At 49.0% G+C, this 24,589-nt stretch carries 22 protein-coding genes; 10 read left to right on the forward strand and 12 right to left on the reverse strand.

The features are described 5' to 3' along the window. Nucleotides 1–32: 32 nt before the first annotated feature. The 6 genes from ACI0FF_RS02230 to ACI0FF_RS02255 all read left to right on the forward strand — a co-directional run bounded on the left by ACI0FF_RS02230 (nt 33) and on the right by ACI0FF_RS02255 (nt 5,454). Nucleotides 33–2,354 carry a heavy metal translocating P-type ATPase gene (locus ACI0FF_RS02230; protein ID WP_419798527.1) on the forward strand — a complete coding sequence of 774 codons (2,322 nt, stop codon included), beginning with the start codon at nt 33–35 and terminating at the stop codon, nt 2,352–2,354. Then, on the forward strand, nt 2,351–2,521 hold the full coding sequence (gene ccoS, locus ACI0FF_RS02235; protein ID WP_188666467.1) for a cbb3-type cytochrome oxidase assembly protein CcoS: 171 nt from the start codon (nt 2,351–2,353) through the stop codon (nt 2,519–2,521). The genes ACI0FF_RS02230 and ccoS overlap by 4 nt, the downstream gene beginning before the upstream one ends. A gap of 11 nt (nt 2,522–2,532) precedes the next feature. Beyond that, on the forward strand, nt 2,533–3,405 hold the full coding sequence (gene panB / locus ACI0FF_RS02240) for a 3-methyl-2-oxobutanoate hydroxymethyltransferase (RefSeq protein WP_419798528.1): 873 nt from the start codon (nt 2,533–2,535) through the stop codon (nt 3,403–3,405). Beyond that, the gene (gene panC / locus ACI0FF_RS02245; protein WP_419798529.1) at nt 3,406–4,242 is read left to right on the forward strand and encodes a pantoate--beta-alanine ligase; all 837 of its coding nucleotides are present in this window, start codon (nt 3,406–3,408) and stop codon (nt 4,240–4,242) included. A gap of 261 nt (nt 4,243–4,503) precedes the next feature. Then, a complete protein-coding gene (locus ACI0FF_RS02250; RefSeq protein WP_419798530.1) occupies nt 4,504–4,794 on the forward strand; it encodes a hypothetical protein in 291 nt (96 codons plus the stop codon). A gap of 12 nt (nt 4,795–4,806) precedes the next feature. Beyond that, entirely contained in the window at nt 4,807–5,454 is a 648-nt protein-coding gene (locus ACI0FF_RS02255) for a ferredoxin (RefSeq protein ID WP_419798531.1), read from the forward strand. An 11-nt stretch (nt 5,455–5,465) separates the two neighbouring features. Here ACI0FF_RS02255 and ACI0FF_RS02260 read toward each other — a convergent pair whose 3' ends face one another. Beyond that, complete coding sequence (locus tag ACI0FF_RS02260) at nt 5,466–5,810, reverse strand: hypothetical protein (RefSeq protein WP_419798532.1); 345 nt, start codon at nt 5,808–5,810, stop codon at nt 5,466–5,468. A gap of 101 nt (nt 5,811–5,911) precedes the next feature. On the opposite strand from ACI0FF_RS02260, the gene dapF reads away from it, so the two are divergent. The 3 genes from dapF to ftsY are packed head-to-tail and all read left to right on the forward strand — an operon-like array spanning nt 5,912 to nt 8,913. Further along, nucleotides 5,912–6,733, forward strand: coding sequence for a diaminopimelate epimerase (gene dapF, locus ACI0FF_RS02265; protein WP_419798533.1), 822 nt, complete (start codon nt 5,912–5,914; stop codon nt 6,731–6,733). Next, a complete protein-coding gene (mtaB, locus tag ACI0FF_RS02270) occupies nt 6,684–7,991 on the forward strand; it encodes a tRNA (N(6)-L-threonylcarbamoyladenosine(37)-C(2))-methylthiotransferase MtaB (RefSeq protein ID WP_419798534.1) in 1,308 nt (435 codons plus the stop codon). The genes dapF and mtaB overlap by 50 nt, the downstream gene beginning before the upstream one ends. After that, nucleotides 7,984–8,913, forward strand: coding sequence for a signal recognition particle-docking protein FtsY (gene ftsY / locus ACI0FF_RS02275; RefSeq protein ID WP_419798535.1), 930 nt, complete (start codon nt 7,984–7,986; stop codon nt 8,911–8,913). Before mtaB ends, ftsY begins: the two co-directional genes overlap by 8 nt. Here the strand turns inward: ftsY and ACI0FF_RS02280 are convergent. The 8 genes from ACI0FF_RS02280 to ccrA form a co-directional block, all read right to left on the reverse strand. Further along, nucleotides 8,910–9,362, reverse strand: a complete 453-nt coding sequence (locus ACI0FF_RS02280; RefSeq protein WP_419798536.1) for a GNAT family N-acetyltransferase — start codon at nt 9,360–9,362, stop codon at nt 8,910–8,912. The two genes, ftsY and ACI0FF_RS02280, sit on opposite strands and share 4 nt — an antisense overlap. A gap of 73 nt (nt 9,363–9,435) precedes the next feature. Continuing rightward, the gene (locus ACI0FF_RS02285; protein WP_419798537.1) at nt 9,436–10,317 is read right to left on the reverse strand and encodes a 3-hydroxybutyryl-CoA dehydrogenase; all 882 of its coding nucleotides are present in this window, start codon (nt 10,315–10,317) and stop codon (nt 9,436–9,438) included. Between the two features lie 54 nt (nt 10,318–10,371). After that, the gene (locus ACI0FF_RS02290; protein WP_419798538.1) at nt 10,372–11,301 is read right to left on the reverse strand and encodes an electron transfer flavoprotein subunit alpha/FixB family protein; all 930 of its coding nucleotides are present in this window, start codon (nt 11,299–11,301) and stop codon (nt 10,372–10,374) included. A gap of 1 nt (nt 11,302) precedes the next feature. Then, complete coding sequence (locus ACI0FF_RS02295; RefSeq protein ID WP_419798539.1) at nt 11,303–12,052, reverse strand: electron transfer flavoprotein subunit beta/FixA family protein; 750 nt, start codon at nt 12,050–12,052, stop codon at nt 11,303–11,305. Between the two features lie 174 nt (nt 12,053–12,226). Beyond that, a complete protein-coding gene (locus tag ACI0FF_RS02300; protein WP_419798540.1) occupies nt 12,227–12,790 on the reverse strand; it encodes a cob(I)yrinic acid a,c-diamide adenosyltransferase in 564 nt (187 codons plus the stop codon). Nucleotides 12,791–12,930: 140 nt separating this feature from the next. Next, the gene (locus ACI0FF_RS02305; protein WP_419798541.1) at nt 12,931–15,081 is read right to left on the reverse strand and encodes a diguanylate cyclase domain-containing protein; all 2,151 of its coding nucleotides are present in this window, start codon (nt 15,079–15,081) and stop codon (nt 12,931–12,933) included. Between the two features lie 372 nt (nt 15,082–15,453). Next, nucleotides 15,454–17,115 carry an acyl-CoA dehydrogenase family protein gene (locus ACI0FF_RS02310; RefSeq protein ID WP_419798542.1) on the reverse strand — a complete coding sequence of 554 codons (1,662 nt, stop codon included), beginning with the start codon at nt 17,113–17,115 and terminating at the stop codon, nt 15,454–15,456. A 114-nt stretch (nt 17,116–17,229) separates the two neighbouring features. After that, nucleotides 17,230–18,498, reverse strand: coding sequence for a crotonyl-CoA carboxylase/reductase (ccrA, locus tag ACI0FF_RS02315; RefSeq protein ID WP_419798543.1), 1,269 nt, complete (start codon nt 18,496–18,498; stop codon nt 17,230–17,232). Between the two features lie 312 nt (nt 18,499–18,810). Here ccrA and ACI0FF_RS02320 point away from each other — a divergent pair, with 312 nt between their 5' ends. Further along, a complete protein-coding gene (locus ACI0FF_RS02320; protein ID WP_419798544.1) occupies nt 18,811–20,796 on the forward strand; it encodes a methylmalonyl-CoA mutase family protein in 1,986 nt (661 codons plus the stop codon). Between the two features lie 66 nt (nt 20,797–20,862). On the opposite strand, the gene nth is transcribed toward ACI0FF_RS02320, so the two are convergent. The 3 genes from nth to ACI0FF_RS02335 form a co-directional block, all read right to left on the reverse strand. After that, entirely contained in the window at nt 20,863–21,495 is a 633-nt protein-coding gene (nth, locus tag ACI0FF_RS02325) for an endonuclease III (RefSeq protein ID WP_419798545.1), read from the reverse strand. A gap of 3 nt (nt 21,496–21,498) precedes the next feature. Beyond that, complete coding sequence (dapB, locus tag ACI0FF_RS02330; RefSeq protein WP_419798546.1) at nt 21,499–22,302, reverse strand: 4-hydroxy-tetrahydrodipicolinate reductase; 804 nt, start codon at nt 22,300–22,302, stop codon at nt 21,499–21,501. A gap of 84 nt (nt 22,303–22,386) precedes the next feature. Further along, nucleotides 22,387–24,465 (reverse strand): EAL domain-containing protein, encoded by a 2,079-nt coding sequence (locus tag ACI0FF_RS02335; protein WP_419798547.1) that lies wholly within the window; start codon nt 24,463–24,465, stop codon nt 22,387–22,389. Nucleotides 24,466–24,589: the final 124 nt, after the last annotated feature.

Below are 24,589 nucleotides of genomic sequence, written 5' to 3' on the forward strand. Positions count from 1 at the left end.
TGGGCAGCGACTTTAGTTATTAAGGCCTGTTTATGACCACAGACTGTCTTCATTGCGGTGATCCGGTTCCTCAACACTCAGAAGGGGGCGCGGATTTTTGCTGTAAGGGGTGCCGAGGCGCCTATGAACTCATTAATGGATTGGGGCTGAAAACCTATTACGAGCGACGGGTTATCGACCCGGATGCCAAAGTTTTACGCCCTGAAGATGATGTAGTGGCGATTGATTATCGCGCCCATATCAATGATGAACATGGTCTGAAGACTCTGTATCTGATGGTTGAGGGTATCCATTGTGCCGCTTGTGTCTGGTTGATCGAAACCGTTCTTGGCAAAGAAAAAGGGATCATTCAGGCACGTGTCAATATGTCGACACGCCGGCTTGTTCTGAAATGGCGCGAAGACACCCTTGATCCCAATGATCTGATTGCCAAGGTTTCGTCTTTGGGCTATCGGCTGGTGCCTTATGATCCTTGCTTGCTCAATTCTGAAAATGAAAAGCAGGAAAAAGAGCTTTTGCGTGCCATGTCGGTCGCGGGGTTTGCTGCGGCAAACGTGATGTTATTCAGCGTTTCCATTTGGGCAGGTTACAGTCAAGGTATGATGGACAGCACGCGTGATTTTATGCACTGGTTGTCCGCGCTTGTTGCCTTGCCTGCGGTTGCTTATGCCGGGCGTCCGTTTTACCGGTCCGCCCTTACGGCCTTAAAAGCACGCCGTTTGAATATGGATGTTCCCATATCTTTGGCGGTGTTATTGGCTGCAGGCATGAGCCTGTTTCAAGTGATCACCGGTGCGGAACATGCTTATTTTGATTCTGCCATCAGTTTGCTGTTTTTCTTATTGATCGGACGTTATCTGGACCGACGTGCGCGTGGTCGTGCGCGTGGTGCAGCGGAACATTTACTGGGCCTGAATGCGGTGGCTGTGACGGTCTTGTCCGAGGACGGAAACAAAACTTTGTTACCGCCTGAACAGGTGAAAGACGGGATGATTGTCCTTTGTGCGGCAGGGGAACGGGTTGCGGTGGACGGTCAGATTATTGACGGTATATCTGATATTGATACCAGTTTGATTTCGGGGGAAAGCGTCCCTGTGATGGTAAAGGTAGAAGATAAAGTTTTTGCCGGGACGGTAAATCTGTCGGCCCCCTTAAAAATCCGTGTATTGGCAACAGGTGAAGGAACCTTGTTGGCTGAAATCGTCCGTTTAATGGAAGAAGCGGAAGCCGGACGGGCAAATTATGTGGCCTTGGCAGATCGTGTCGCGCATTATTATGCGCCTGTTGTGCATTTGTTATCGTTGGGCACCTTTATATATTGGTTTTTCTTTGCCGGTGTTGTTTGGAACGAAGCCTTGTTAAATGCCATCGCGGTATTGATTATTACCTGTCCGTGTGCTTTGGCCTTGGCGGTGCCGGTTGTTCAGGTGATCGCATCTGGCCGTTTGATGCGCCAAGGCATTTTGGTGAAAACCGGTACGGCCTTGGAACGTCTGGCCCATGTTAAAAACATCGTTTTTGATAAAACCGGAACGTTGACGTTAGGACGTGCCGAACTGATCAATAAAGAAAAGGTTGCCCAAACCGATTTGGAATTGGCAGCCGCCCTTGCCGGGGCCAGTAAGCATCCGTTATCACGGGCTTTGTGTCGCGCGGTTCCTCATATTGCGGTTAAATCAAGTGTGGTGGAAGTTCCCGGTCGTGGATTGCAATGGGATAAGGTCCGCCTTGGCAGTCGTCAATGGTGCGGGCGGGCAGAGGCGCCTTTAAGCGATGGGCCGGAACTGTGGCTGGATAAAGGGGATGGTGTACCGGTTTGTTTCCAGTTTGCTGATCACTTACGCTCTGATGCCAAAGAGGTTGTTGCCCGTTTGCAAATGTCATATCAAACACATCTGTTATCGGGTGATCGGGTAGAGCCTGTGCGCAAAGTTGCAGAAGAGTTAAATATTCAGGACTGGAAAGCGCAATGTAGCCCTGCGGATAAATGTGACGTTTTGATGCATATGGAGGCTGCGTTGATGGTGGGGGATGGATTAAACGATGCGCCTGCTTTGGCCGCAGCGCATGTTTCGTTATCACCTTCAACCGCGATTGATGTTTCACAAACCACGGCGGATGCTGTTTTCCAAGGTGATAAATTAAAAGCTGTTCTGGAAGTATTGGGTGTTGCACGCAAGGCGGAACGCCTGATTATACAAAACTTTGGCTTGGCGTTTTTATATAACAGTGTCACCATCCCGTTGGCGATTGCGGGTTATGTAACGCCATTAATTGCGGCGGTTGCCATGTCCACCTCTTCTTTGGTAGTGATAGCCAACGCTCTTCGATTAAGTAAAGGAAAAGTGTCGTGACAAGTCTGTTGTATCTTATTCCGGCGATGCTGTTGCTTGGCGGTCTTGGACTGGCAGGGTTTTTGTGGGCATTGAAATCAGGCCAATATGACGATATGGAAGGCAACGCCAGCCGTATTCTTTATGATGACGATGATAAACCGTTACCGCCTGAAGATAAAATTTAAAGGATGCCGCTATGAGTAAAGCGACCAATACCAAACGTATCACGTTAACCGATTTAGCGGCCCGAAAAGGCGCCGATCCGATTGTATGTCTGACGGCCTACACCACATCTATTTCCCGTCTGATCGATGATCATGTGGACCTGATTTTGGTGGGTGACAGTTTGGGCATGGTGCTTTATGGCATGGACAGTACATTGGGTGTAACGGTTGAGATGATGATCGCCCACGGCAAAGGTGTGATGCGCGGATCTGAAAAGGCCTGTGTCATTGTGGATATGCCGTTTGGATCGTATGAAGAATCACCGCAAATGGCCTTTCGCAATTGTTCGCGTGTTATGGCGGAAACTCGGTGTTCCGGCGTGAAGCTGGAAGGCGGCGTGGAAATGGCAGAAACGATTTCTTTCCTTGTGGCGCGTGGTATTCCGGTTGTGGCCCATATTGGTCTGACACCGCAATCTGTGCATGCTTTTGGCGGTTTTAAATCGCAAGGTTGGTCTGAAGAAGTCGCCGAACGCATTGTTGAAGATGCCAAAGCGGTGGCCAAGGCCGGCGCATCTTGCGTGGTCGTGGAAGGGGTGGTTGAACCCTTAGGCGTGCGTATTACCAATGAAATTGATGTCCCGACAATTGGCATCGGAGCTTCCCCGCAATGCGATGGGCAAATTCTGGTAACCGAAGATTTAATTGGGTTATTTGCTGAATTTAAACCGAAATTTGTTAAACGTTATGCGCAAATGGATGAAATGATCACACAAGCAGTAACGGAATATGGTGCAGAAGTCCGCACGCGCGTTTTCCCAGCCCCGGAACATTGTTTTGGCTATAATAAAGGAAGCATAGGGCATAACAATCCGCCAAAGGCTGAGAAGAAAGAGGGTCAATAAATGCAGATTGTACGCACGATTGCCGATATGCGCGCCATGGCTGCAGACTGGCGTGCAGCGGGCTTAAAGGTCGGTTTGGTCCCGACAATGGGGGCACTGCACGATGGGCATTTGACATTGGTGCGTACTGCCTTGGAAAAATGTGATCGGGTGATTGCCACTATTTTTGTAAACCCCAAACAATTTGGGGCAAACGAAGATTTCGGAACCTATCCCCGAACAGAAGAAGAAGATGCCGCGAAACTGGAAAGTGCAGGCGGTCATCTGTTATTCGCCCCCAATGTGGAAGAAGTGTATGGTAAGGACGGTGGCGTGACAAAAGTGTCGGTTGCTGGTCTGGGCGATATTTTAGAAGGCAAGTTCAGACCCGGTTTTTTTGATGGGGTGGCAACGGTTGTCACTAAACTGTTGTTGCAAGCCTTACCAGATTACGCTTTTTTTGGGGAAAAAGATTATCAGCAGCTTAATGTTATTAAACGGTTTGTTGCGGATTTAAATGTGCCGGTTGTAATCGAAGGGGTGGCAACGGTGCGCGAAGCCGACGGTTTGGCGATGTCATCACGCAATGCTTATTTGCTGGCTGAAGAACGCGATATCGCACCAACGCTGTATCGGACGATTTCAGAAGTTTCAGAACGTTTTAAGGTCGGTGGAAAGGCCGAAGCCCTGTCAAAATGGGCTGCCCAGCAATTATTGGATGCAGGCTTTCAAAAAGTTGACTATGTGGCAATTTGCCACGGTGATGATTTAACCCGTGATGCGATTAAAGGCGAACCGATCCGTGTTTTGGCGGCGGCTTTTCTAGGCAAAGCCAGACTAATAGATAATGTCGACTAACTTTAAACGGCTTATTTAATCTGTGTATAGAGGAAGAAGCTTGTAATCACCAGCATTCCGATAAAGCCGATTAATGCCCATAACATTTTAATGCGCCCTTACGTATATTTCCTTATCTATGACAGGATATGGGATGAGACGTTTTTAATTCAAGATAGATTTTATTTCATAATATTTCTCGTATATGGAGGAAACTAAATTTTAAACTTTGTTTGCTAGTTTCAATACCAACGCTGAGATTAATTTTATTAAGGTAAAGACATGTACGGCACCATTAAATCAGAAGTGATGACATTCTTTCCGTTTAGCAATGATGCGACTTTAATTGTGCTTGGTTTGCTGATTTGGCTTGTGACAGGCTTGATCTTTCGTTTGCCAATGACCCGTTTGGTGTGCATTGCTCCCCTTATTATTTTGGCAGTGGCGATTGAAGTTGCGGATGTGATGTTTCTGGCACAGGCCCCCATCCGTGCCGTAAGTGATTTTGCAATGATGGTGGTTCCTGTTGCTGTTATTGTTTTTTTCCAACATCAAGGCTGGGCACGCGCTTAGGACACAGGCCGTATGGTTGACTATCACGATATAGAAATTCCGGTTGAGGCATTGGAGCTGTGTCTGCGCGGCGGTTTTGTTGAAGAAGATAAAACCTATATTTTGATTGGAAATATCGGGTCGGATATATGGAAAAAATTCGGCTTGGTTTATGATGATTGGGTTGAACCCAATCCACTGGATGAATGGACCAAGCGTCATATTGATCCTATTGCAGCTCAGTTTGGGGCAGAGGCATTATACCCCTTTATCGGACCGCCTTTTATGCCGTTTCAAACATGGGCGATGAAGGCCCAAGCGGTTTTCCCATCTCCGATTGGTCCCCTTATTCATCCTGAATATGGCCTGTGGCATGCCTATCGTGCGGCGTTGGTTTTTGAAGAACCTGTCTTGGGCCTTCCTGTTCGCGAAGCGATCGACTCACCTTGTGTAAAATGTGAATTAAAGCCCTGTTTGGTCAGTTGTCCTGTTGATGCATTTGTTGAAGGAACCTTTAAATTCCAGAAATGTCTGGATTTTTTGAACAAAAAACTAGAAGGATCCTGCATGCATAACGGTTGCTTGGCGCGCCGGGCTTGTCCTGTTGGGGCAGATTATAGATATCACCGCGAACATGCACAGTTTCATATGGATAAATTTTTAGGGATAGATTTGGGCTGAGCAGGAGGCGGTTATGCCCTTAAGTTTAAGCCATTTTCCGCATCCCGCCCGGCGATAAGGGCAGCGGTAAATTTACTTTGATTAGCATAAAGTTGTGCAACAGCGCCAAAAGGTGAGGTCCCGGTCCCATAATTGTCCTGCATCGCGTTAATGATCGGCAGGGAAGATCCAAACGGGTTTTCTAGTGGTCTGTAACTGATGGGTAGCGGGCGATCCGGATAATATTGACCATCAATTATTTCCGCCTGAAACCCGACAGGCACATGCCCGGTTCCGACGGTTGAGCGCAAAGGCGTTGCCCCGCCAACGAAGGCCCCATACTGACTTAATTGCAATGTGGCATCAATATAGCTCATAATGAGGGGTATTATAGCAAAAGAAACCGTGATTTGCTATGGACTCTCACGCGTAATAGAACATATATACTCACACTATGTCAGGATTACCCTTTATCAAGATGCATGGGCTCGGCAATGATTTTGTCGTGCTGGATGCACGTACAACCCCGATTGATTTATCTGTAAGTCAGGTGCAGGCGATGGCCGACCGACGCACAGGGGCGGGGTGTGACCAGTTTATCGTGATGGAAACGGCGCAACATAAGGATGCCGACGTTTTTATGCGTATTCGTAATGCCGATGGCAACGAGGTCGAGGCCTGCGGTAATGCCACGCGATGTATTGCGCGTATCATCATGGATGAAACGGGTAAATCCGATGTGGTTGTCCAAACGGTTGTCGGCTTGTTGCGCGCAAGTGCCGGTGAAAAGGGCAACGTGTGTGTCAATATGGGACCGGCCCGTTTGAACTGGGATGAAATCCCGACAGCAGAGGCATGTGATACCCTGAACATGCCGGTAACCGTTGGTCCGTTGGAAGGTCCGGTTGGGGTCAATGTCGGCAATCCCCATGCGGTTTATTTTGTCGATGATTGCGAAACGGTTGATTTGATGGCGGCAGGCCCGCATGTGGAAACGCATCCTTTCTTCCCTGAACGCATTAATGTGGAAGTGGTTAGTAAACTGGATGGGAACCGTCTGCGTATGCGGGTGTGGGAACGCGGTGTCGGTATTACACAGGCTTGTGGGACCGGGGCATGTGCCACGTTGGTCGCAGCGGTCCGCCGTGGTATGATCGAAGGGCGCAAAGCCGAAGTGATTTTAGACGGTGGTCCGTTGACGATTGAATGGCTTGAAAACGGTGAAATTTTGATGACAGGACCGGCGAGCCGTGCCTTTAGCGGATCGTTTGATCTGGCTGTTTATCCGGGGCACGCGTGATCTGATGAGCGAGGCAAAGGTCGTCACACTGGGATGTCGGCTCAATACATATGAGTCTGAAGTGATGCGAAAAAACGCACGCGAAGCAGGCCTTGAAAATGCGATTATTATTAATACTTGCGCGGTGACAGGCGAGGCGGTGCGACAGGCACGCCAAACCATCCGTAAGATGCGCAAATCCGACCCCAATGCGAAAATTATCGTGACAGGCTGCGCTGCCCAAATCGATCCTGAAGCCTTTGCAGAAATGGAAGAAGTCGATCGTGTAATCGGCAATAAGGAAAAGCTGGAAGTCGAAAGCTTTTTACCCGAACGTACCGAACTGATCGAAGTCACCGACATTATGCAAGTGCGCGAAACAGCCAATCATTTAATTGATGGGTTTGATGGTCATACCCGCGCCTTTATCGAGGTTCAGCAAGGCTGTGATCATCGTTGTACGTTCTGCATTATTCCTTTTGGGCGCGGGCCAAACCGTTCGGTTTCCATTGGGGAAATTGTCGACCGGGTGAAAAATCTGGTGGAACGGGGCTACAAAGAGGTGGTCTTGACGGGCGTGGATGTTACCTCTTATGGGCCTGATCTACCGGGTAAGCCGACCTTTGGGCAGATGGTGCGCCGTGTGCTTAGCAATGTGCCTGAATTGCCGCGTTTGCGTCTGAGCTCCCTTGATCCGGCGGCGATTGATGCGGACCTATTAGAAGTGATCGCACGCGAGTCACGTTTGATGCCGCATTTTCATCTCAGCCTGCAATCGGGTGAGGATATGATCCTCAAACGCATGAAACGCCGCCATACCATTGCGGATGCTATTTCCTTGTGTGATAAAATCCGCATGTTGCGCCCCGATGCGGTGTTTGGGGCCGATCTTATTGCGGGCTTTCCCACCGAAACGGACGAGATGTTTGCGACAACGCTGGAAACGCTGGATCGCTGCGGCATTACTTTTGCCCATGTCTTTCCTTTCAGCCCGCGCGAAGGGACGCCTGCGGCCCGTATGCCACAGGTGCCCGGTGCCATCCGCAAACAACGTGCCGCCAGAATTCGTGCTCTTGGCGATGCGGCGTTGGATGATTTTATGGCATCGCGTCTTAATAAAACGGTTTCGGTGCTGGTTGAAAAAAATAATGCCGGACATTGCGAACATTATTGCCCCGTGCAGTTGACAAGTGCCGCCGAAGCAGGCCAAATCGTCAGCGCAAAAATCACGGGAATTCAGGACGGAAGTCTTATCGGGGAAATCATATCACATGACTGAAAAAAAAGGCTGGTTATCCCGTCTTAAAGCGGGCTTGAGCAAATCTTCCAATAAATTGACAAGCGGGATTGGTGATATTTTCACCAAACGCAAGCTGGATGACGAGGCACTGGAAGAACTGGAAGACCTGCTCATTACCTCTGACATGGGGATTTCGACCGCCGCTAAAATCGTTCAGGGCATTGCGAAAAGCCGTTTTGGCAAAGATATCTCCAGCGAAGAATTAAAGGCTGCTTTGGCAGATGAGATCGTCCCTATTCTCGAACCCGTCACAAAGCCGCTGGATGTGCAAACCGGGCGTAAGCCCCATGTGGTTTTGGTCTGTGGGGTGAATGGTTCGGGCAAAACCACCACCATCGGCAAACTTGCTAAAATCTATAGCGACCAAGGGCTGAAAGTCATGCTGGCAGCGGGCGATACCTTCCGCGCAGCTGCCGTTGAACAGCTGAAAGTCTGGGGGGAGCGCACAAACGTGCCCGTTATTGCCAAGGAAACGGGTGCCGATGCCGCCGCCCTTGCCTATGATGCGGTGGCACAGGCACAGGCGGATGGCTGCGATGTCCTGTTAATCGATACCGCAGGACGCCTGCAAAACAAGGCACATTTGATGGATGAACTGGAAAAGGTTGTGCGCGTTATCAAAAAGGTCGATGAAACCGCTCCGCATGATACGGTCTTGGTCTTGGACTCCACAGTCGGCCAAAACGCTCATTCTCAAGTAGAAACCTTTGATAAAATCGTCAATGTCACCGGCCTGATCGTGACCAAACTGGACGGCACCGCCAAAGGCGGCGTGACGGTGTCTTTGGCAGAACGTTTCGGCAAACCCGTCCATGCCATCGGTGTGGGCGAGGCCGCCGAAGACCTGCGCCCCTTCGAAGCCCGCGCGTTTGCCAATGCACTTGTGGGACTGGACGATTAATTCCGGATCATATCGATATGGGGGATGTTGTCTTCCAGATAGGTTTCGGAGCATGTTTGGAAACCATGTTTTAGGTAAAATCCTTCAAGGTGCTGTTGGGCCTGTATGAAGATTTTGTGCTTGGGCCATAGGATCTGGCATTGGTTCAAAGCTGTTTTCATAAGTCTGTGCCCTAACCCATCTTTGCGATAATCTGCATGGGTGATAACCCGACCAATACTGGGGTAATCATATTTTACACCGGCGGGTAACAAGCGGGCATAGGCGATAATTTTACCATCCTGATATCCGATGATATGTTGCACGCCGTTTTGTGTGTCGTACCCATCAAGGTCCGGATAAGGACAATTTTGCTCGACGATGAAAACGTTGACCCGCAGTTGCATGATTTCATAAAGCTGGTCCGTATTTAAATCGCCAAAAGCGAGACAAAACCAGTTGATTGTCATGGGAGCCCCCTTTCTTCAAAAAGAAAACCCCGCGCGGATCTGAACCGGCGGGGTTTTGCTTGATTGGTTTGACTTAGCGGGTCGGGACCGGTTCGTCACCGCTGTAGTCGTAGAAACCGCGACCGGTCTTGCGACCAAGCCAACCGGCTTCCACATATTTCACGAGAAGCGGGCAAGGGCGATATTTGGTATCGGCCAAGCCTTCGTGAAGGACGTTCATAATTGCCAGACAGGTGTCCAGACCAATGAAATCCGCCAGTTGCAGCGGGCCCATCGGATGGTTTGCACCCAGGCGCATGGCTGTGTCGATGGAGTCAACAGAACCGACACCTTCATAAAGGGTGTAAACCGCTTCGTTGATCATCGGTAACAGGATACGATTAACGATGAAGGCCGGGAAGTCTTCTGCAGAAACAGAAGTCTTTTCCATCTTCGTCGTCATTTCCTTGATGGTATTGTAAGTTTCTTCATCAGTAGCAATGCCACGGATCAATTCCACCAGTTTCATCACAGGCACCGGGTTCATGAAGTGCATACCGATGAAACGTGCCGGACGGTCTGTGGAGGCCGCCAGACGTGTGATGGAAATAGAAGAAGTGTTAGAAGCCAGCAAGCAATCTGGTCCGACAACGTCGCAGACCTGCTTGAAGATCATCTTTTTGATTTCTTCGTTTTCTGTTGCAGCTTCAATGACCAAATCGGCAGAAGCCAGAGCAGACATCGTGGTAGAAGTTTCGATCAAGGCCATAGCCGTGTCGCGATCTTCAGCGGAAATCTTTTCTTTCTTTACCTGACGATCAAGGTTTTTCTTGATAGTGGCAACCGCATTTTCCAATGCATCAGCACTGACATCGATCAGTTTTACAGTGAAGCCGGAAACGGCAGCGACATGCGCGATCCCGTTACCCATTTGTCCGGCGCCAATAACGCCGATCGTTTTGATTTCTACAGACATGGTCCCTCTTTTGCTGTCTGTTAAAGATAAGGCGGTTAGGCAAAGAGCCGGGGGTTAACCCAGCTCTTTTTCCAGTTCCGGTACCGCATCAAAGAGGTCCGCAACCAAACCATAGTCAGCCACGCTAAAGATGGGGGCTTCTTCGTCTTTGTTGATCGCAACGATCACTTTGGAATCTTTCATCCCGGCCAAGTGCTGAATGGCACCTGAAATACCGACGGCGATGTAAAGGTCCGGGGCAACGATTTTACCGGTCTGACCGACCTGCATATCGTTGGGGACAAAGCCTGCATCAACAGCAGCGCGTGAGGCCCCAATGGCCGCGCCCAGCTTGTCAGCAACTTTTTCCAGCAGGGCGAAGTTTTCACCGCTTGCCATACCGCGACCACCAGAGATGATGATTTTGGCAGAAGTCAACTCGGGACGCTCAGACACAGACAATTCTTCGCCTACGAAAGAAGATTTGCCACTGTCGCCTTGGGCTGCAATCGCTTCAATTGTGGCAGAACCACCTTCAGCTGCCGCAGCATCAAAGCCGGTCGTACGTACGGTGATGACTTTCTTCTCGTCAGAGGATTGTACAGTCGCCATCGCATTGCCCGCATAGATCGGGCGTACGAATGTATCAGCGCTTTCTACTTTGACAATGTCGGAGATTTGCGCAACATCCAGCAGAGCCGCTACACGTGGCATGAAGTTTTTGCCGTTGGTGGTTGCAGGTGCCAGAATGTGGCTGTAATCACCGGCTAAAGACACAACCAAGGTGCCCATGTTTTCCGCGAGTTCGTGATCATAAGCCGCATCATCGGCCAGCAGCACTTTAGACACACCGTCGATTTTCGCAGCCGCATCGCCTGCAGCCTGACAGCCGTTTCCGGCAACCAGAACCGTAATGTCACCCAAGGATTTAGCAGCTGTAACGGCGCTCAATGTCGCGTCTTTGATGGACGCATTATCGTGTTCAGCAATAACTAGTACAGACATCTTAGATCACCTTCGCTTCGTTTTTCAGTTTATCCACCAGTTGCGCAACGCTGTCGACCTTAATCCCGGCAGAGCGTGCAGCAGGTTCTTCAACCTTGAGAACTTTGAGGCGAGGCGTTACATCGACACCGAAGTCAGCCGGGCTGACCGTATCCAGCGGCTTTTTCTTGGCTTTCATGATGTTCGGCAGCGCGGCATAGCGTGGTTCGTTCAAGCGCAGATCGGATGTCACAATTGCCGGCAAAGACAATTTTACCGTTTGCAAACCACCGTCCACTTCGCGGGTCACGTTGACAGAGCCATCGCCCAATTCAACCTTAGAAGCAAAGGTACCTTGCGGCCAGCCCAACAGAGCCGCCAACATTTGACCGGTTTGACCGTTATCATCATCAATGGCCTGTTTGCCCAGAATAATCATGTCCGGGTTTTCTTTTTCAACAATACCTTTGAGGATTTTGGCAACGGCGAGGGGTTGCAAATCTTCGTCTGTTTCGACCAGAATGCCGCGGTCCCCGCCCATCGCCAATGCGGTACGGATGGTTTCCTGACATTTCTTTTCGCCCATGGAAACAACAACGACTTCGTCAGCCTTGCCTGCTTCTTTCAGACGGATTGCTTCTTCAACCGCGATTTCGTCAAACGGATTCATCGACATTTTGACGTTCGCTGTTTCTACTCCCGTGTTGTCCGATTTGACACGGATTTTCACGTTGTAATCAATTACGCGCTTTACTGCGACGAGGACTTTCATGGAATTCCTTTCTCAGAAGTCGTTTCGTTAACGCCTGAGGCTTTGTTTTTAAGCGTGGGAGCCTACCCTTGCTTATCACGTTTTTCGCATTGCACAATACGGGTTGCTGAAATGAATGTCAACTCATGCAACTGCTGGACAATGCCTTACCTCAGGCAGTGAATCTCCCCAGATTTAACGATGGGCACCCGGTTTCCACAAAACGTCAGATTTCCCCTTTTCATTGAGGAAACGAGCCATGACGAATGCGTGGTCGGATAGTCGGTTAAGATATTGTACACAAAGGGAATTAATGGTGTCACGTGTGGAAAGCTCTGTGCAGAGGCGTTCTGCACGGCGGCATATGGTGCGGCACAAATGCAAATGGGCGGATGCGGCACTGCCACCGGGTAATACAAATGACGTGAGCGGATCGAGTTGATCGTTCATGTCATCAATTTCCGATTCGAGACGTTTGATCTGTTCTTCAACGATACGTAAAGCACCTTCGCTTTTACGCCCGTCTTCAGGGGTACAGAGATCAGCACCCAAATCAAACAGGTCATTTTGAATACGTTCCAACATTTTGTCGCATTCACCATTTGTGTGTAATCGGGCCAGGCCGAATGTGGCATTGGTTTCATCAACGCAACCGTATGCTTCGACACGCAGGTCGTGTTTGGCAATGCGGGTACCGTCGCCGAGTGAGGTTTCACCCTTGTCACCGCCGCGAGTATAGATTTTGGTTAATGTTACCATTGATTAATCCAGCCTTTATCTTGGTAAATGTGCAAAAAAGTGCAGTGCAGACTTTTGAAGTTTTTGGGCTGCGGGTCAAGACTAAAGAGGTAAAAAAATGTTAAGGAGGCGAACAAAAAGGCATTTGAATTGTAAATGCACTATGAATTAGAGCTAAGATTGTTGTTTCGTGCCATATTGATCAGGCGATAGGTTCCCTTACCTGCTTGTTTGGCCTGATACATTGCGGTGTCGGCACACATGACGAGATCATGGATATCGTTTTCATGTCCAAAGAAACGCACGACGCCGATGGAAAGACCGATTTTGGCGATTTTTCCCTCTTTCTTATAAGGCGTGGAAATGGCCTGCTGCATCTTTTCAATAACAGCTTCGATGGCGCGGATATCTTCGATCCCGTGGGCAATAACGGCGAATTCATCCCCGCCCAGACGGGCACCGATATCGGTTTCGCGCAGGACATGGCGCAAGCGTAAACCGACCTGATCCAGAACCCAGTCCCCGAAATTATGACCGTAGGCATCGTTCACTGCCTTGAAACCGTCCAGATCAAAATAGAACAGGACGCCGGGACGATCGGTTCGCGCTGCCAGTGCAATCGCGTTATGAAGATGTTCTTCAAATAAACGTCGATTTGCCAATCCGGTCAGGGCGTCGTGATGGGCAAGATGGGCAAGGGCTTCTTTGGTGTGTTTATGTTCGGTAATGTCGAATGCCCACCAAAGAATGGCTTCATGTCCACCGTATTCGATGAGGCGTGTTGTAATTTGTGCCCAGAATGGATTACCGTTCGTGCGTTGGCATTCTGTTTCCACATTATCCAAATGTTTGCCTCTGCGTGTATCTACCCAATGGCGGCGATGCATGCGGGGTTCTTTATAGAACTTGCGGGTATCGAAACCAATGATGTCGTCGCGCGGAATTTCATACATTTGCGCCAAGCGTTTGTTGGCGAATAAAAGCTTGAAGGTTTTTACGTGGCTGATGCCGATGGCGATGGGACTTGTTCCCAGAATACGGCGCAGACGTTCTTCGGAAATTCGTAAGGCTTCTTCGGCTTGTCGGTGTTCGGATATATCGAGCATCAGACCATTCCAAACCGTATCACCGTTTACCCCTAAATGGGTACGACCACTGGCACGAACCCATTTGACGGTTTGTTCGTTGCGGTGCCGGATTCTGACATCGGTTGTCCAGAGGTCGCATTCTCGACCGGCACGTTCCAGTGTTTCGCGAAAACGTCCACGGTCCTGACGAATAACGATCCGTTCAAATAAGCTTGGATCATTTTGCATGTCGGCTGGGCTCCAACCGGTGAGGTCGGAAACGCCCTGACTGATATAACTGAAAGATAACTGACCGACTTCTGTGCGTCGTATTTGATAGACAATGCCCGGAATGTTGGCCCCGACATCACTGAAACGACGTTGCGTTTCTTTTAATGACCATGCGATTTCAGTTTGAGTAAAGGCATTGCCAAGTAAATTTCCAACGACTTTCAGGGTGTCCACATCCTGATGGGACCAGCAACGTGAATTTTCAAATGTGTGTATACCGATAAACCAAACGGCATCATCGGCTTGCAGAACGGGGACGAGGATGCAGGCTTTGGTGCCACTGGTGCGAAGGACCGCGCATTCTTCCTGTACATCGGGAGTTAGATCACCGAGACGATCGATTTTGACGACATCTCCACTGCGCAATTGATCAAGAACCCAATGGCACATTTTATTGCGCTGGGGCGTTTCGGGTAAATCTGGAATATGGGGATTGCGCCATATATAACGGAAATCCATGTTGCGATTCTGGACATCAACACGCGCGGCATAGCTGGCATCCACATCGAAATAGAGGCCGGCTTCGTGCACCGCATTCAGGGCGGCTTCGTCCGGAGAAAGTTCAATGAATTTTTTGGCAATGGTGCTGTAAAGCCGTTCGCGTTCTTCGGAAAGGCTGATACCGGCACGACGACCGACCATAAGCATGCAGGCGGTTAAACCACCGGTATGTTCTGAAGGGAGATCGGTGATGCTGACGCGAAACGTTTTTGTAACTTCTTTACCATCAGTAATGGAGAGAAGTGCCTGCTGATTTTGGTCTATTTCACCAAGTTTAAAATGGCAGGCGCAACAGTTATTTTTATCACGAACGTTGCAGTTTACGGCCATATGGAAGGCGTTGTTTGCATAAAGCAGTTTAAAACCGTCGCTACAATCCGTTGTTTTTTGAATGACAAGATATATGTCCGGACTGTAGCGCGCGGCCTGCCCAACCAAGCCTTCGAAATTCATTTCATTCCCAACTAGAAAGCGCTTTTACATAATTTCTGCGCGAGAATAACACCGTTTACGTGTTCATAAAAGAGTCATTTTAATTTGTATTACCAATTTAAGTTACTGCGTCTATTGAGGAGGCATAAAAAAAACCCTTCCTCGTTGGTTGAGGAAGGGCTCAAGTCGGCTTCGCTGTCTGCCTTTTCCTTTGGGGATTCCAATGGAAGGCGCGCCTAAAAGATAAGTGGATGGCAGGGTCCATGTTAGGGCTTATCGCACGCCAGTTCACGTTCAGCTTTTATTCCAAAAGGAGAGGGAAGGATAAAAGCTGCGCATGAAATCTGACGCAAACCTCTCGGATACAGTAAGAGGTTTGCGCCGTTTTTGGGTTTAGCGACGGGTCAAAAGACCGCGTGCGATAACGCCTGCCTGAATTTCAGCTGCCCCTTCAAAGACATTGAGGATGCGGGAGTCACACAGAACGCGAGAGATGGGATACTCGGTCGCATAACCGTTACCACCATGGATTTGCAGGGCGTTGTCGGCGTTGGTCCACGCTACACGGGCTGCCAGCAATTTGGCCATACCGGCTTCGATATCGCAACGCACATCGTGATCTTTCTCCCAACCGGAGAAATAGGTCAGCTGTTTTGCGATCATGGTTTCCACAACCATCCAGGCGATTTTTGAATGAACGCGCGGGAATTCGAAGATCTGCTTGCCAAACTGAACGCGTTCCGTTGCATAACGCAGGCCGAATTCCAAAGCCGATGTTGCCACACCGGAAGCCCGTGCGGCTGTTTGAATACGTGCGGATTCAAACGTTTCCATCAGTTGTTTGAAGCCTTGCCCTTCTTCACCGCCGAGCAATTGACTTTGAGGAACTTCAAAACCGTCAAAAGCCAGTTCGTATTCTTTCATACCGCGATAGCCGAGAACGTGGATTTCGCCACCGCTCATGCCCTCAGCGGGGAAAGCATCATCATCGGTGCCACGGGGTTTTTCAGCCAACAACATGGACAGGCCTTTGTAGCCTTTCTCGTCCGGGTTGGTGCGACATAGAAGTGTCATTAAATCAGAACGTGACGCGTGGGTGATCCATGTCTTGTTGCCTGTGACTTTATAAACATCACCTTCCAGAACGGCACGTGTTTTTAATGAACCAAGGTCGGAACCTGTATTGGGTTCCGTGAAAACGGCGGTCGGCAGAATTTCGCCGCTGGCAATTTTGGGAAGGTATTTTTCTTTTTGTTCTTCGGTGCCGCCCAGACGGATCAATTCCCCGGCGATTTCGTTACGGGTACCGAGGGAACCCACACCGATGTAACCGCGTGACAATTCTTCGGTAACAACGCACATGGCGGTTTTACCCATTCCAAGCCCGCCGTATTCTTCAGGGATGGTCAGTCCGAAGACACCCATTTCGGCAACCTGTTCGATGATTTCCAGCGGAATGAGTTCATCGTTATCGTGCCATTTCGGCGCTTGGTCGATAACTTGTTCGTTGACGAAACGGCGGAACTGATCGCGGATCATTTCCAGTTCTTCATCCAGACCTGTTTGACCAAAGGATCCGGTATCCAGACCATCTTTTGCATATTCAGCAATTTTACGACGTACCGCAGGCGTGTTGGCTTTGTATTTAAAAGTCGTAACATCCTTGGTCATATATTCGTGGCATTCTTTGGCGGTAAGGCCAAGATCATGCGGGCGGATGACTTCGACTTGTGAAATTGCGATGCCGTGGGTCAATTGTGTACAATATTCACCAAAAGCACATTGCAGAATCAATTGTTCAAATTCGCTGAAATGACCTTCTTCTTCCAGCTTTACGCCCCATTTATGCATTTGGCGCAAAGCTTCAACATAAGTTGCCATCCAGGACAGGCCATGAGCGGCGGTTTGTTCGAGTTCCAGTTTCTGGGAGTCGACGCGACCGTCTGTCATAACTTTTTCAGAAACAGCGTCTTTGGCTTGTTCCAGCAATTTATCGGCGGCTTCGACTGCACGCGCACAGGAGCCGAGAAGGTCGGAGAGGATAAGATCGCTCATGGATCGGTCCTTTCAAAAGAAATAGAAATGAAAACATTTTCCCTATTAAAGATAGGGATTTATAAAGGAGAAAAGGCCCCGAACCGGGTTCGGGGCGCACCTCGTAAATCGAAATTAATCGAGGTTTTCTTCCAATGTTTTCAGGCCGGTTGTTTTGGCGTTTACCAAAACAGCCATGTTGCCCGGCAAGTGCTGGTTGGCCAGCATTTTCATGTGTGCTTCGGGGATTTCATCCCATGCAAACACTTCGGACATACAAGGATCAATACGGCGCTCTACGACCAATTTGTTGGCTTGTGAGGCTTGTTTCAGGTTTGCAAAGTGAGAACCTTGAATACGTTTTTGGCGCATCCAGACGAAACGGGCATCCATCGTCAGGTTGAAGCCTGTTGTACCGGCGCAGAAGACAACCATGCCACCGCGCTTAACTACGTTACAGGAAACAGGGAAGGTTGCTTCGCCCGGGTGTTCAAATACGAAATCCACATCGTTGCCTTTACCGGTGATTTCCCAGATGGCTTTACCGAATTTGCGGGTTTCTTTCATGTAATCGTTGAAGCCTTCGCCGTTTACAGTCGGCAATTGGCCCCAACAGTTGAAATCTTTACGGTTCAGGACGCCTTTTGCACCCAGACCCATAACGAAATCACGTTTGGATTCGTCAGAGATAACGCCGATTGCGTTGGCACCGGCAACGGCGCAAAGCTGAATGGCGAAGGAACCGAGACCACCGGAAGCCCCCCAAACCAGAACGTTATGGCCAGGACGCAGAATGTGCGGGCGGTGACCAAACAGCATACGATAAGCTGTTGCCAGCGTGAGCGTGTAACAAGCGGATTCTTCCCAAGACAGGTGCTTGGGTCGTTCCATCAATTGTTGTGCTTGAACGCGGCAGAATTGCGCGAACGATCCGTCCGGTGTTTCATAACCCCAAATACGTTGAGAAGGGGAGAACATCGGGTCGCCACCATTACATTCTTCATCGTCGCCGTCATCCTGGTTACAATGAACAACAACTTCGTCGCCGATATGCCAGCGTTTCACTTTATCACCGACGGCCCAAACGATACCGGACGCATCAGAACCCGCGATATGGTAATCTTCGCCGTGAACGTCAAATACTGATATTGGTTTACCAAGGGCAGCCCAGACGCCGTTGTAGTTTACGCCAGCAGCCATGACGTAAACGAGAACTTCGTGACTATCAAGTTTCGGTGTTTCGACGACTTCCAACTGCATGGCTGTGTCGGGGTTGCCGTGGCGTTCGCGGCGGATAGCCCAAGCGTACATTTTTTCAGGGACATGACCGAGCGGCGGCACTTCGCCGATTTCATAAAGGTCTTTCTTTTCCTGGTTCGCTGTGACTTCGGCGAGGTAACTCATATCGGGATACTCCCATCGTTTTTTCAAAGACGTTTCATAAATCTGACCGCGTTGTTTTTTGTGCGGCGTTTAACATTACTATCTGGTTTACACCATTTTTACTGCCGAACAAGCTTTTTTTGCATTGCGACACAAAAAAGTGGTTGCACTTGCAACTATATTGTAAAAAATCTTAGTTTATAACGCATTTCTAGCTTTTTTTGCGATGCAGTAAGTGATAGATTGCAAGCCAATGAGGATTCTACCGGGCAATAATCAAATCAAAATGCTGTCGCCCACGGATATTTTATTACGCTTAGGAGCGCCCAAGAAATGACTGAAAAACAAACGGTTCAAAAGGATCGCCCGTGGCTGTTTCGGACCTATTCCGGTCACAGTTCAGCTGTGGAAACCAATAAACTTTTCCGCACGAACTTAGGTCGCGGTCAGACGGGTTTGTCTGTTGCTTTCGATTTGCCAACGCAAACGGGGTACGATTCTGACCATGTTCTGTCACGTGGCGAGGTTGGTAAAGTCGGGGTGCCGATTTCTCATTTGGGCGATATGGAAACCTTATTTAAGGATATTCCGCTTGAAAAAATGAATACGTCCATGACGATCAATGCTCCGGCCGCGTGGCAGTTGGCGCTTTATATTGCAGCCGCTGAACGTCAGGGGGCAAAACGTTCCGATCTGGCGGGCACGACACAGAATGATATTATTAAAGAATACCTGTCTCGTGGAACTTACATTTTCCCACCGGAACCGAGTTTGAAACTGATTACGGATATCGCGGCCTTCACCTATCGTGAAATCCCGAAATGGAATCCGATGAACGTTTGTTCCTATCACTTGCAGGAAGCTGGCGCGACACCCGAACAAGAACTGGCCTTTGCCTTGGCAACCGGGATTGCGGTCTTGGATTCTGTTAAGGCCTCCGGTCAGGTGCCGGATGAAGATTTCCCCAAAGTTGTTGGTCGTATTTCGTTCTTTGTGAACGCGGGTATCCGTTTTGTCACCGAAATTTGTAAAATGCGTGCCTTCACGGAATTGTGGGATGAAATCTGTCGGGAACGCTACGGTGTGGAAGAAGAAAAATATCGCCGTTTCCGCTATGGTGTTCAGGTGAATTCCTTGGGTCTGACCGAACAGCAGCCGGAAAACAACGTATATCGTATTTTGCTGGAAATGCTGGCGGTGACTTTGTCCAAAAACGCGCGTGCGCGTGCCGTGCAGCTTCCGGCCTGGAACGAGGCGCTGGGTCTGCCGCGTCCGTGGGATCAGCAATGGTCTTTGCGTTTGCAACAGATTATGGCTTATGAAACCGACCTTCTGGAATATGGTGATCTGTTTGATGGATCGGCTGAAGTCACCCGCAAGGTTGAAGAATTAAAAGCCGGTGCCCGTGATGAATTGGCGCGAATCGATGAAATGGGTGGATCTATCCCGGCAGTTGAAACGGGCTATATGAAGCAAAAACTGGTCGAATCCAATGCAACCCGTTTGGCAGCAATTGAAGCTGGGGAACAAATTGTTGTTGGCGTAAACAAATTTGCTGAAGGGGAAGATAGTCCGTTAACTGCAGGCGATGGGTCTATTTTGACGGTTGATCCGGCGGCAGAAGCAGAACAGATCGAACGTTTGAAAGCGTGGCGTGAACAACGCGATAATGCCAAGGTTGATGCAGCGCTGGAAGAATTGAAATCCGCAGCCCGTGAAGGTCGCAATATTATGGAACCCAGTATTGCGGCGGCCCATGCCGGTGTGACTACCGGGGAATGGGGCACTGCCTTGCGTGAAGTTTTTGGTGAATATCGTGCCCCGACCGGTGTTGGCGGCGCATCCAGTGCCGCACATGGTGACCAACTGGCGGATGTGCGCACCCGTGTGGACGCGATTTCCAGTAAAATGGGCCGTCGTGTGAAAATGCTGGTGGGGAAACCGGGACTGGATGGTCATTCCAACGGGGCAGAACAAATTGCCGTTCGTGCGCGCGATGCCGGTATGGAAGTGGTTTATGAAGGGATTCGATTGACCCCGGCACAAATCGTAAATGCAGCCTTGGAAGAAGGGGTGCATGTCATTGGTTTGTCCATTCTGTCCGGTTCTCATATTCCTTTGGTGACGGAAGTTTTAGAACGCATGAAAGAGGCCGATATCAACGATATTCCGTTGGTTGTCGGCGGGATCATTCCACCGGAAGACGAGGCAGTCTTGTTGAAGGCCGGTGTATCACGCATCTATACGCCCAAGGATTATGAAATCAATATGATCATGGCTGATATTGTCGGTTTGATTGAACAGAACGAAGCCGCTTAAAAAGGCGTCAATTTTAAGAAAAGCCCTTTTCTGCGGAATGCGGGAAGGGCTTTTTTTGTTGGAATGCTACACGGTTTTGGCTTTATAGCTGCACAAATCATAGACTTTGCATTGCCCACATTCAGGTTTGCGGGCTTTGCAGATATAACGACCATGTAAAATCAACCAATGATGGGCGTGCAGCATATAGGTTTTGGGCACGGCCTTGATTAATTTTTTCTCGACTTCTAAGGGGGTTTTGCCCTTGGCCAGTCCGGTACGATTACCAACGCGGAAAATATGGGTGTCAACTGCGATGGTTGGGACAGCCCATGCGATATTGCGTACGACATTGGCGGTTTTGCGACCAACACCGGGGAGTTTTTCAAGGGCAGCTTGGTCGTTGGGGACAATACCGTCATGATGGTCCACCAGCATTTGTGCCGCTTTCATGACATTTTTGGCTTTGGAATTATATAATCCAATGGTTTTGATATGTTCTTTCAAGCCCGCTTCGCCCAAATCCAACATTTCTTGAGGGGTTGAGACAATTTGGAAGAGCTTTTGCGTGGCTTTATTGACACCGATATCAGTAGCCTGTGCCGACAGGGCAACGGCCACCAATAAAGTATAGGGGTTGGTGTAGTTCAGCTCGCCTTTGGGTTCCGGGTTATCTTCCCAAAGGCGACGGAAAAATTCTTCACGGTTGGCCTTGTTCATGGGTTAATCTTTCAGGCCCAGAACATCTTGCATATCATAAAGTCCTGCATCTGCGGATTTGGTCCATAGGGCACCGGTGACAGCACCGCGTGCGAAAATTACCCGGCTGGAAGCCTTGTGAGTGATTTCGAAACGTTCGCCTTCAATGGCAAACATGACTGTGTGATCGCCAACCACATCACCACCGCGCAATGTAGCAAATCCGATGTCGCCTTTTTTACGTTCTCCGGTAAAGCCATCCCGGACTTTATCGGCAACAGCATCCAGATCGACACCGCGCCCTTTTGCAGCGGCCCGGCCCAGTCCAAGGGCAGTGCCGCTGGGGGCATCGACTTTATGTTTGTGGTGCATTTCGACGATTTCGATATCCCAATCGTCACTTAACATGGAGGCAACTTTTTCTGTAATGGCAAAAGCCAGATTGACACCAAGGCTCATATTCGGGGCCTGAATAATGGTTGTGGATTTTGCAGCTTCAGCAATGATGGCTTGATCATCTGCACTTAATCCCGTTGTGCCGATAACAAGCCCGGTGCCATGTTTTGCCGCCAGCTTGGCATGTTCAATCGTGGCAGCTGGTGCGGTAAAATCAATCACGGCATCGGCAGCAGCAAACAGTTCGTCCGCGTTGGCTGTAATGACGGCACCGCTGGGCACTTCACCGGCAACAACCGCTGGATCCTGCCCGATAAAGGGGGAGTTTTCGCGCTCAGTTCCACCGGCAAGTTCTGCGCCTTCTGTATTGACAACAGCCTGAACCAACATACGCCCCATGCGGCCTGTACAGCCGACAATACCGATTTTCATTTTTAACGCTCCGCGAGGTAAGAATATCTATGAATTTGACGGAGAAACTATCACAGCTTTTTGGGAAATGGAAAAAAAAGAGTTCTACGGCGTGTTGGCCTTGTTTAAATAGCGCAAGAGATGTGTGTCTTCGCTAATCAGGTGTCGCAGCAGCCAGTATTTTAAATAACGCAAGACTTCATCGAAGTTCGTCCCTTCCGGATCGCTGAGAATTTCGGCTTTGCGTTTGGACAGATCAGCAATAAGCCATTTGTGTTTGTCCCGGTGGGTTTCATAACGCGGATAAGCCATATTACGCATGACGTTTTCTTCGTGATCGAAGTGTTTTAGCGTTTCGGCACCAATAAGATCGAAAGTTTCCCCAAGATCAAGCGAAAGAGGATCATTCAAATATGTTTCGGTCGCTTTGTTTAACAGCTCAATCAGGTCGCGATGTTCGTTATCAACAGAGACGATATCTGTAGAGAAGCTTTTTTTCCAATTGACCTTGCGTGGACGGTGGCTGAGTTTCAGGTCTTCAATTTGATTGTTTGACCATTTGACGGGTCCAACGTTTTTTTCATTCTCAATACAAAAGGAAATGAATTGATCAGCAGGCATCGGTTTGCCGGTCAGAAAACCTTGGAAATATTCACAACCGATACTATTGAGAAATGCGGCTTGTGCATTTTCTTCAACACCTTCTGCAACGATTTCAAGGCCGAGAACATGGGCGAGTGAGGCGATGGCAACGGCAATGAGGCGGTCTTCTTCGTTTTCAGCGAGATTGGTGACGAAAACCCGGTCGATTTTCAAACGATCCAGCGAAAATTTACGCAGATAGGAGAGACTGGAATACCCGGTTCCGAAGTCGTCAATGGCTGCCTTAAATCCCTTGTGATGGAGCATTTGTAATGTGTGCATTACGTCTTTGGGGTTTTCAGCAAGAACGCGTTCAGTAATTTCAATTTCCAGATTTTCATAAGGAATATCGTATTTGTCCATGCATTGGACTAATGGATCGATGAGAATTTCTTTTGAAAAATAATTAGAAGCCACGTTTAAGGATAAGGGGATCCATCGTCCACATTTCTTTTTGATTTGGGTTAAGAGTTCGGCGGAACGTTCCATTGACCAATGTAAGAAAGTGCGTCCAAAGTCACCATATTCCAGGAAATCAACAAACTGCGAGGGAGGAATGATCTGCCCGTTGGGTTGAACCCAACGAATGAGCAACTCACCACCGACGACATGGTTACTTTCCGAACTGACTTGTGGCTGAATGTAAAATTGTAACTGATTGCTATCCAGTGCCTCATTCAGGTTTTGCAAGAAGATGTTGCGTAAGCTGGGGGATGATTGCTCTTTTATTTTTTCCAGCACATTTGGGGTGTACATTTCTACAAGATGATGACGCAGGTTATAAACGATGGAGTTAAGGTCATCATCGGCCCCGTTCCATTCTTGATAGGCGAGCCAAATTGAGATGGCATCATCAAGATGAGGGTCACTTTTTATCTTGTCGATGGCGTCGCGCAAGAGATCAATGTGACACGGGACTTCGTTGACACAGATAACAAGAAGTTCAGAAATGGAATATCGACAGATAATGGCCTGTTGAGTCGACGGTTTAAGATGGTTGGAAACCCGTTTTAAGACTTCGCCATATTCACGATCATCGGTATCAACCGTACTTGGGATTTGTGCTTTGACAAAAAAGGCGCCGCCTTTCATGCCTCTGGTTTGAAGCTGTCCGAATTCAAGTGTGCCTTTGTGACGATTGAGAAGGCCGGAGGCGACATCATAACAATCAATATAGTCCAGATGATCAATAATGCGTCGGATAATTTCTGGGTCTTGAATGAGGATGGTTTTGAAAGCATCCCCTGCCTTGCCGATGGGAATGACTTTTATAAGGACCAGTGAGGATGAGCCATCCGGCTTGGTGAATTTGGTCGGGCTGAAAGTGGCAATATCGTTGTCGTGGCGCGGGCTGACGAAATCAAAATCGGGGAAAAGTTCTTGAATTGTGCAGGAAATGGCATCTTCCGACTTAAAACCCGCGAGCAGGAGGAATTGCTTATTGCACCCTTTGATTGCGCCTCTCGCATCTATCGTTAAAATGGCTTCACTACTGGCTTCCAGAATGGCGGGTGCGGCATTCTGCAATAAAGATTCGTCCATTTTATACCCTCCGTTAGAAACTTCAGCGTTTGCATTCTAGATCAAACTTAATTAAACGGCGACATATTTGTAGTAAAGGTAGTGTTGGTTTGGTTTGATCCAGAAAAAGGCCGGGAATTGTCTT

This window comes from Terasakiella sp. 4MB5A, from assembly GCF_050058155.1.
Classification (GTDB): domain Bacteria; phylum Pseudomonadota; class Alphaproteobacteria; order Rhodospirillales; family Terasakiellaceae; genus Terasakiella; species Terasakiella halodenitrificans.

What these genes read in the sequence shown, in the direction of transcription:
- ACI0FF_RS02230 (WP_419798527.1), top strand. Translation starts at nt 33, where the DNA reads ATGACCACAGACTGTCTTCATTGCGGTGATCCGGTTCCTCAACACTCA.
- panB (WP_419798528.1), top strand. Translation starts at nt 2,533, where the DNA reads ATGAGTAAAGCGACCAATACCAAACGTATCACGTTAACCGATTTAGCG.
- panC (WP_419798529.1), top strand. Translation starts at nt 3,406, where the DNA reads ATGCAGATTGTACGCACGATTGCCGATATGCGCGCCATGGCTGCAGAC.
- ACI0FF_RS02250 (WP_419798530.1), top strand. Translation starts at nt 4,504, where the DNA reads ATGTACGGCACCATTAAATCAGAAGTGATGACATTCTTTCCGTTTAGC.
- ACI0FF_RS02255 (WP_419798531.1), top strand. Translation starts at nt 4,807, where the DNA reads ATGGTTGACTATCACGATATAGAAATTCCGGTTGAGGCATTGGAGCTG.
- ACI0FF_RS02260 (WP_419798532.1), bottom strand. Translation starts at nt 5,810, where the DNA reads ATGAGCTATATTGATGCCACATTGCAATTAAGTCAGTATGGGGCCTTC.
- dapF (WP_419798533.1), top strand. Translation starts at nt 5,912, where the DNA reads ATGCATGGGCTCGGCAATGATTTTGTCGTGCTGGATGCACGTACAACC.
- ftsY (WP_419798535.1), top strand. Translation starts at nt 7,984, where the DNA reads ATGACTGAAAAAAAAGGCTGGTTATCCCGTCTTAAAGCGGGCTTGAGC.
- ACI0FF_RS02280 (WP_419798536.1), bottom strand. Translation starts at nt 9,362, where the DNA reads ATGACAATCAACTGGTTTTGTCTCGCTTTTGGCGATTTAAATACGGAC.
- ACI0FF_RS02285 (WP_419798537.1), bottom strand. Translation starts at nt 10,317, where the DNA reads ATGTCTGTAGAAATCAAAACGATCGGCGTTATTGGCGCCGGACAAATG.
- ACI0FF_RS02290 (WP_419798538.1), bottom strand. Translation starts at nt 11,301, where the DNA reads ATGTCTGTACTAGTTATTGCTGAACACGATAATGCGTCCATCAAAGAC.
- ACI0FF_RS02295 (WP_419798539.1), bottom strand. Translation starts at nt 12,052, where the DNA reads ATGAAAGTCCTCGTCGCAGTAAAGCGCGTAATTGATTACAACGTGAAA.
- ACI0FF_RS02300 (WP_419798540.1), bottom strand. Translation starts at nt 12,790, where the DNA reads ATGGTAACATTAACCAAAATCTATACTCGCGGCGGTGACAAGGGTGAA.
- ACI0FF_RS02305 (WP_419798541.1), bottom strand. Translation starts at nt 15,081, where the DNA reads ATGAATTTCGAAGGCTTGGTTGGGCAGGCCGCGCGCTACAGTCCGGAC.
- ACI0FF_RS02310 (WP_419798542.1), bottom strand. Translation starts at nt 17,115, where the DNA reads ATGAGCGATCTTATCCTCTCCGACCTTCTCGGCTCCTGTGCGCGTGCA.
- ccrA (WP_419798543.1), bottom strand. Translation starts at nt 18,498, where the DNA reads ATGAGTTACCTCGCCGAAGTCACAGCGAACCAGGAAAAGAAAGACCTT.
- ACI0FF_RS02320 (WP_419798544.1), top strand. Translation starts at nt 18,811, where the DNA reads ATGACTGAAAAACAAACGGTTCAAAAGGATCGCCCGTGGCTGTTTCGG.
- nth (WP_419798545.1), bottom strand. Translation starts at nt 21,495, where the DNA reads ATGAACAAGGCCAACCGTGAAGAATTTTTCCGTCGCCTTTGGGAAGAT.
- dapB (WP_419798546.1), bottom strand. Translation starts at nt 22,302, where the DNA reads ATGAAAATCGGTATTGTCGGCTGTACAGGCCGCATGGGGCGTATGTTG.
- ACI0FF_RS02335 (WP_419798547.1), bottom strand. Translation starts at nt 24,465, where the DNA reads ATGGACGAATCTTTATTGCAGAATGCCGCACCCGCCATTCTGGAAGCC.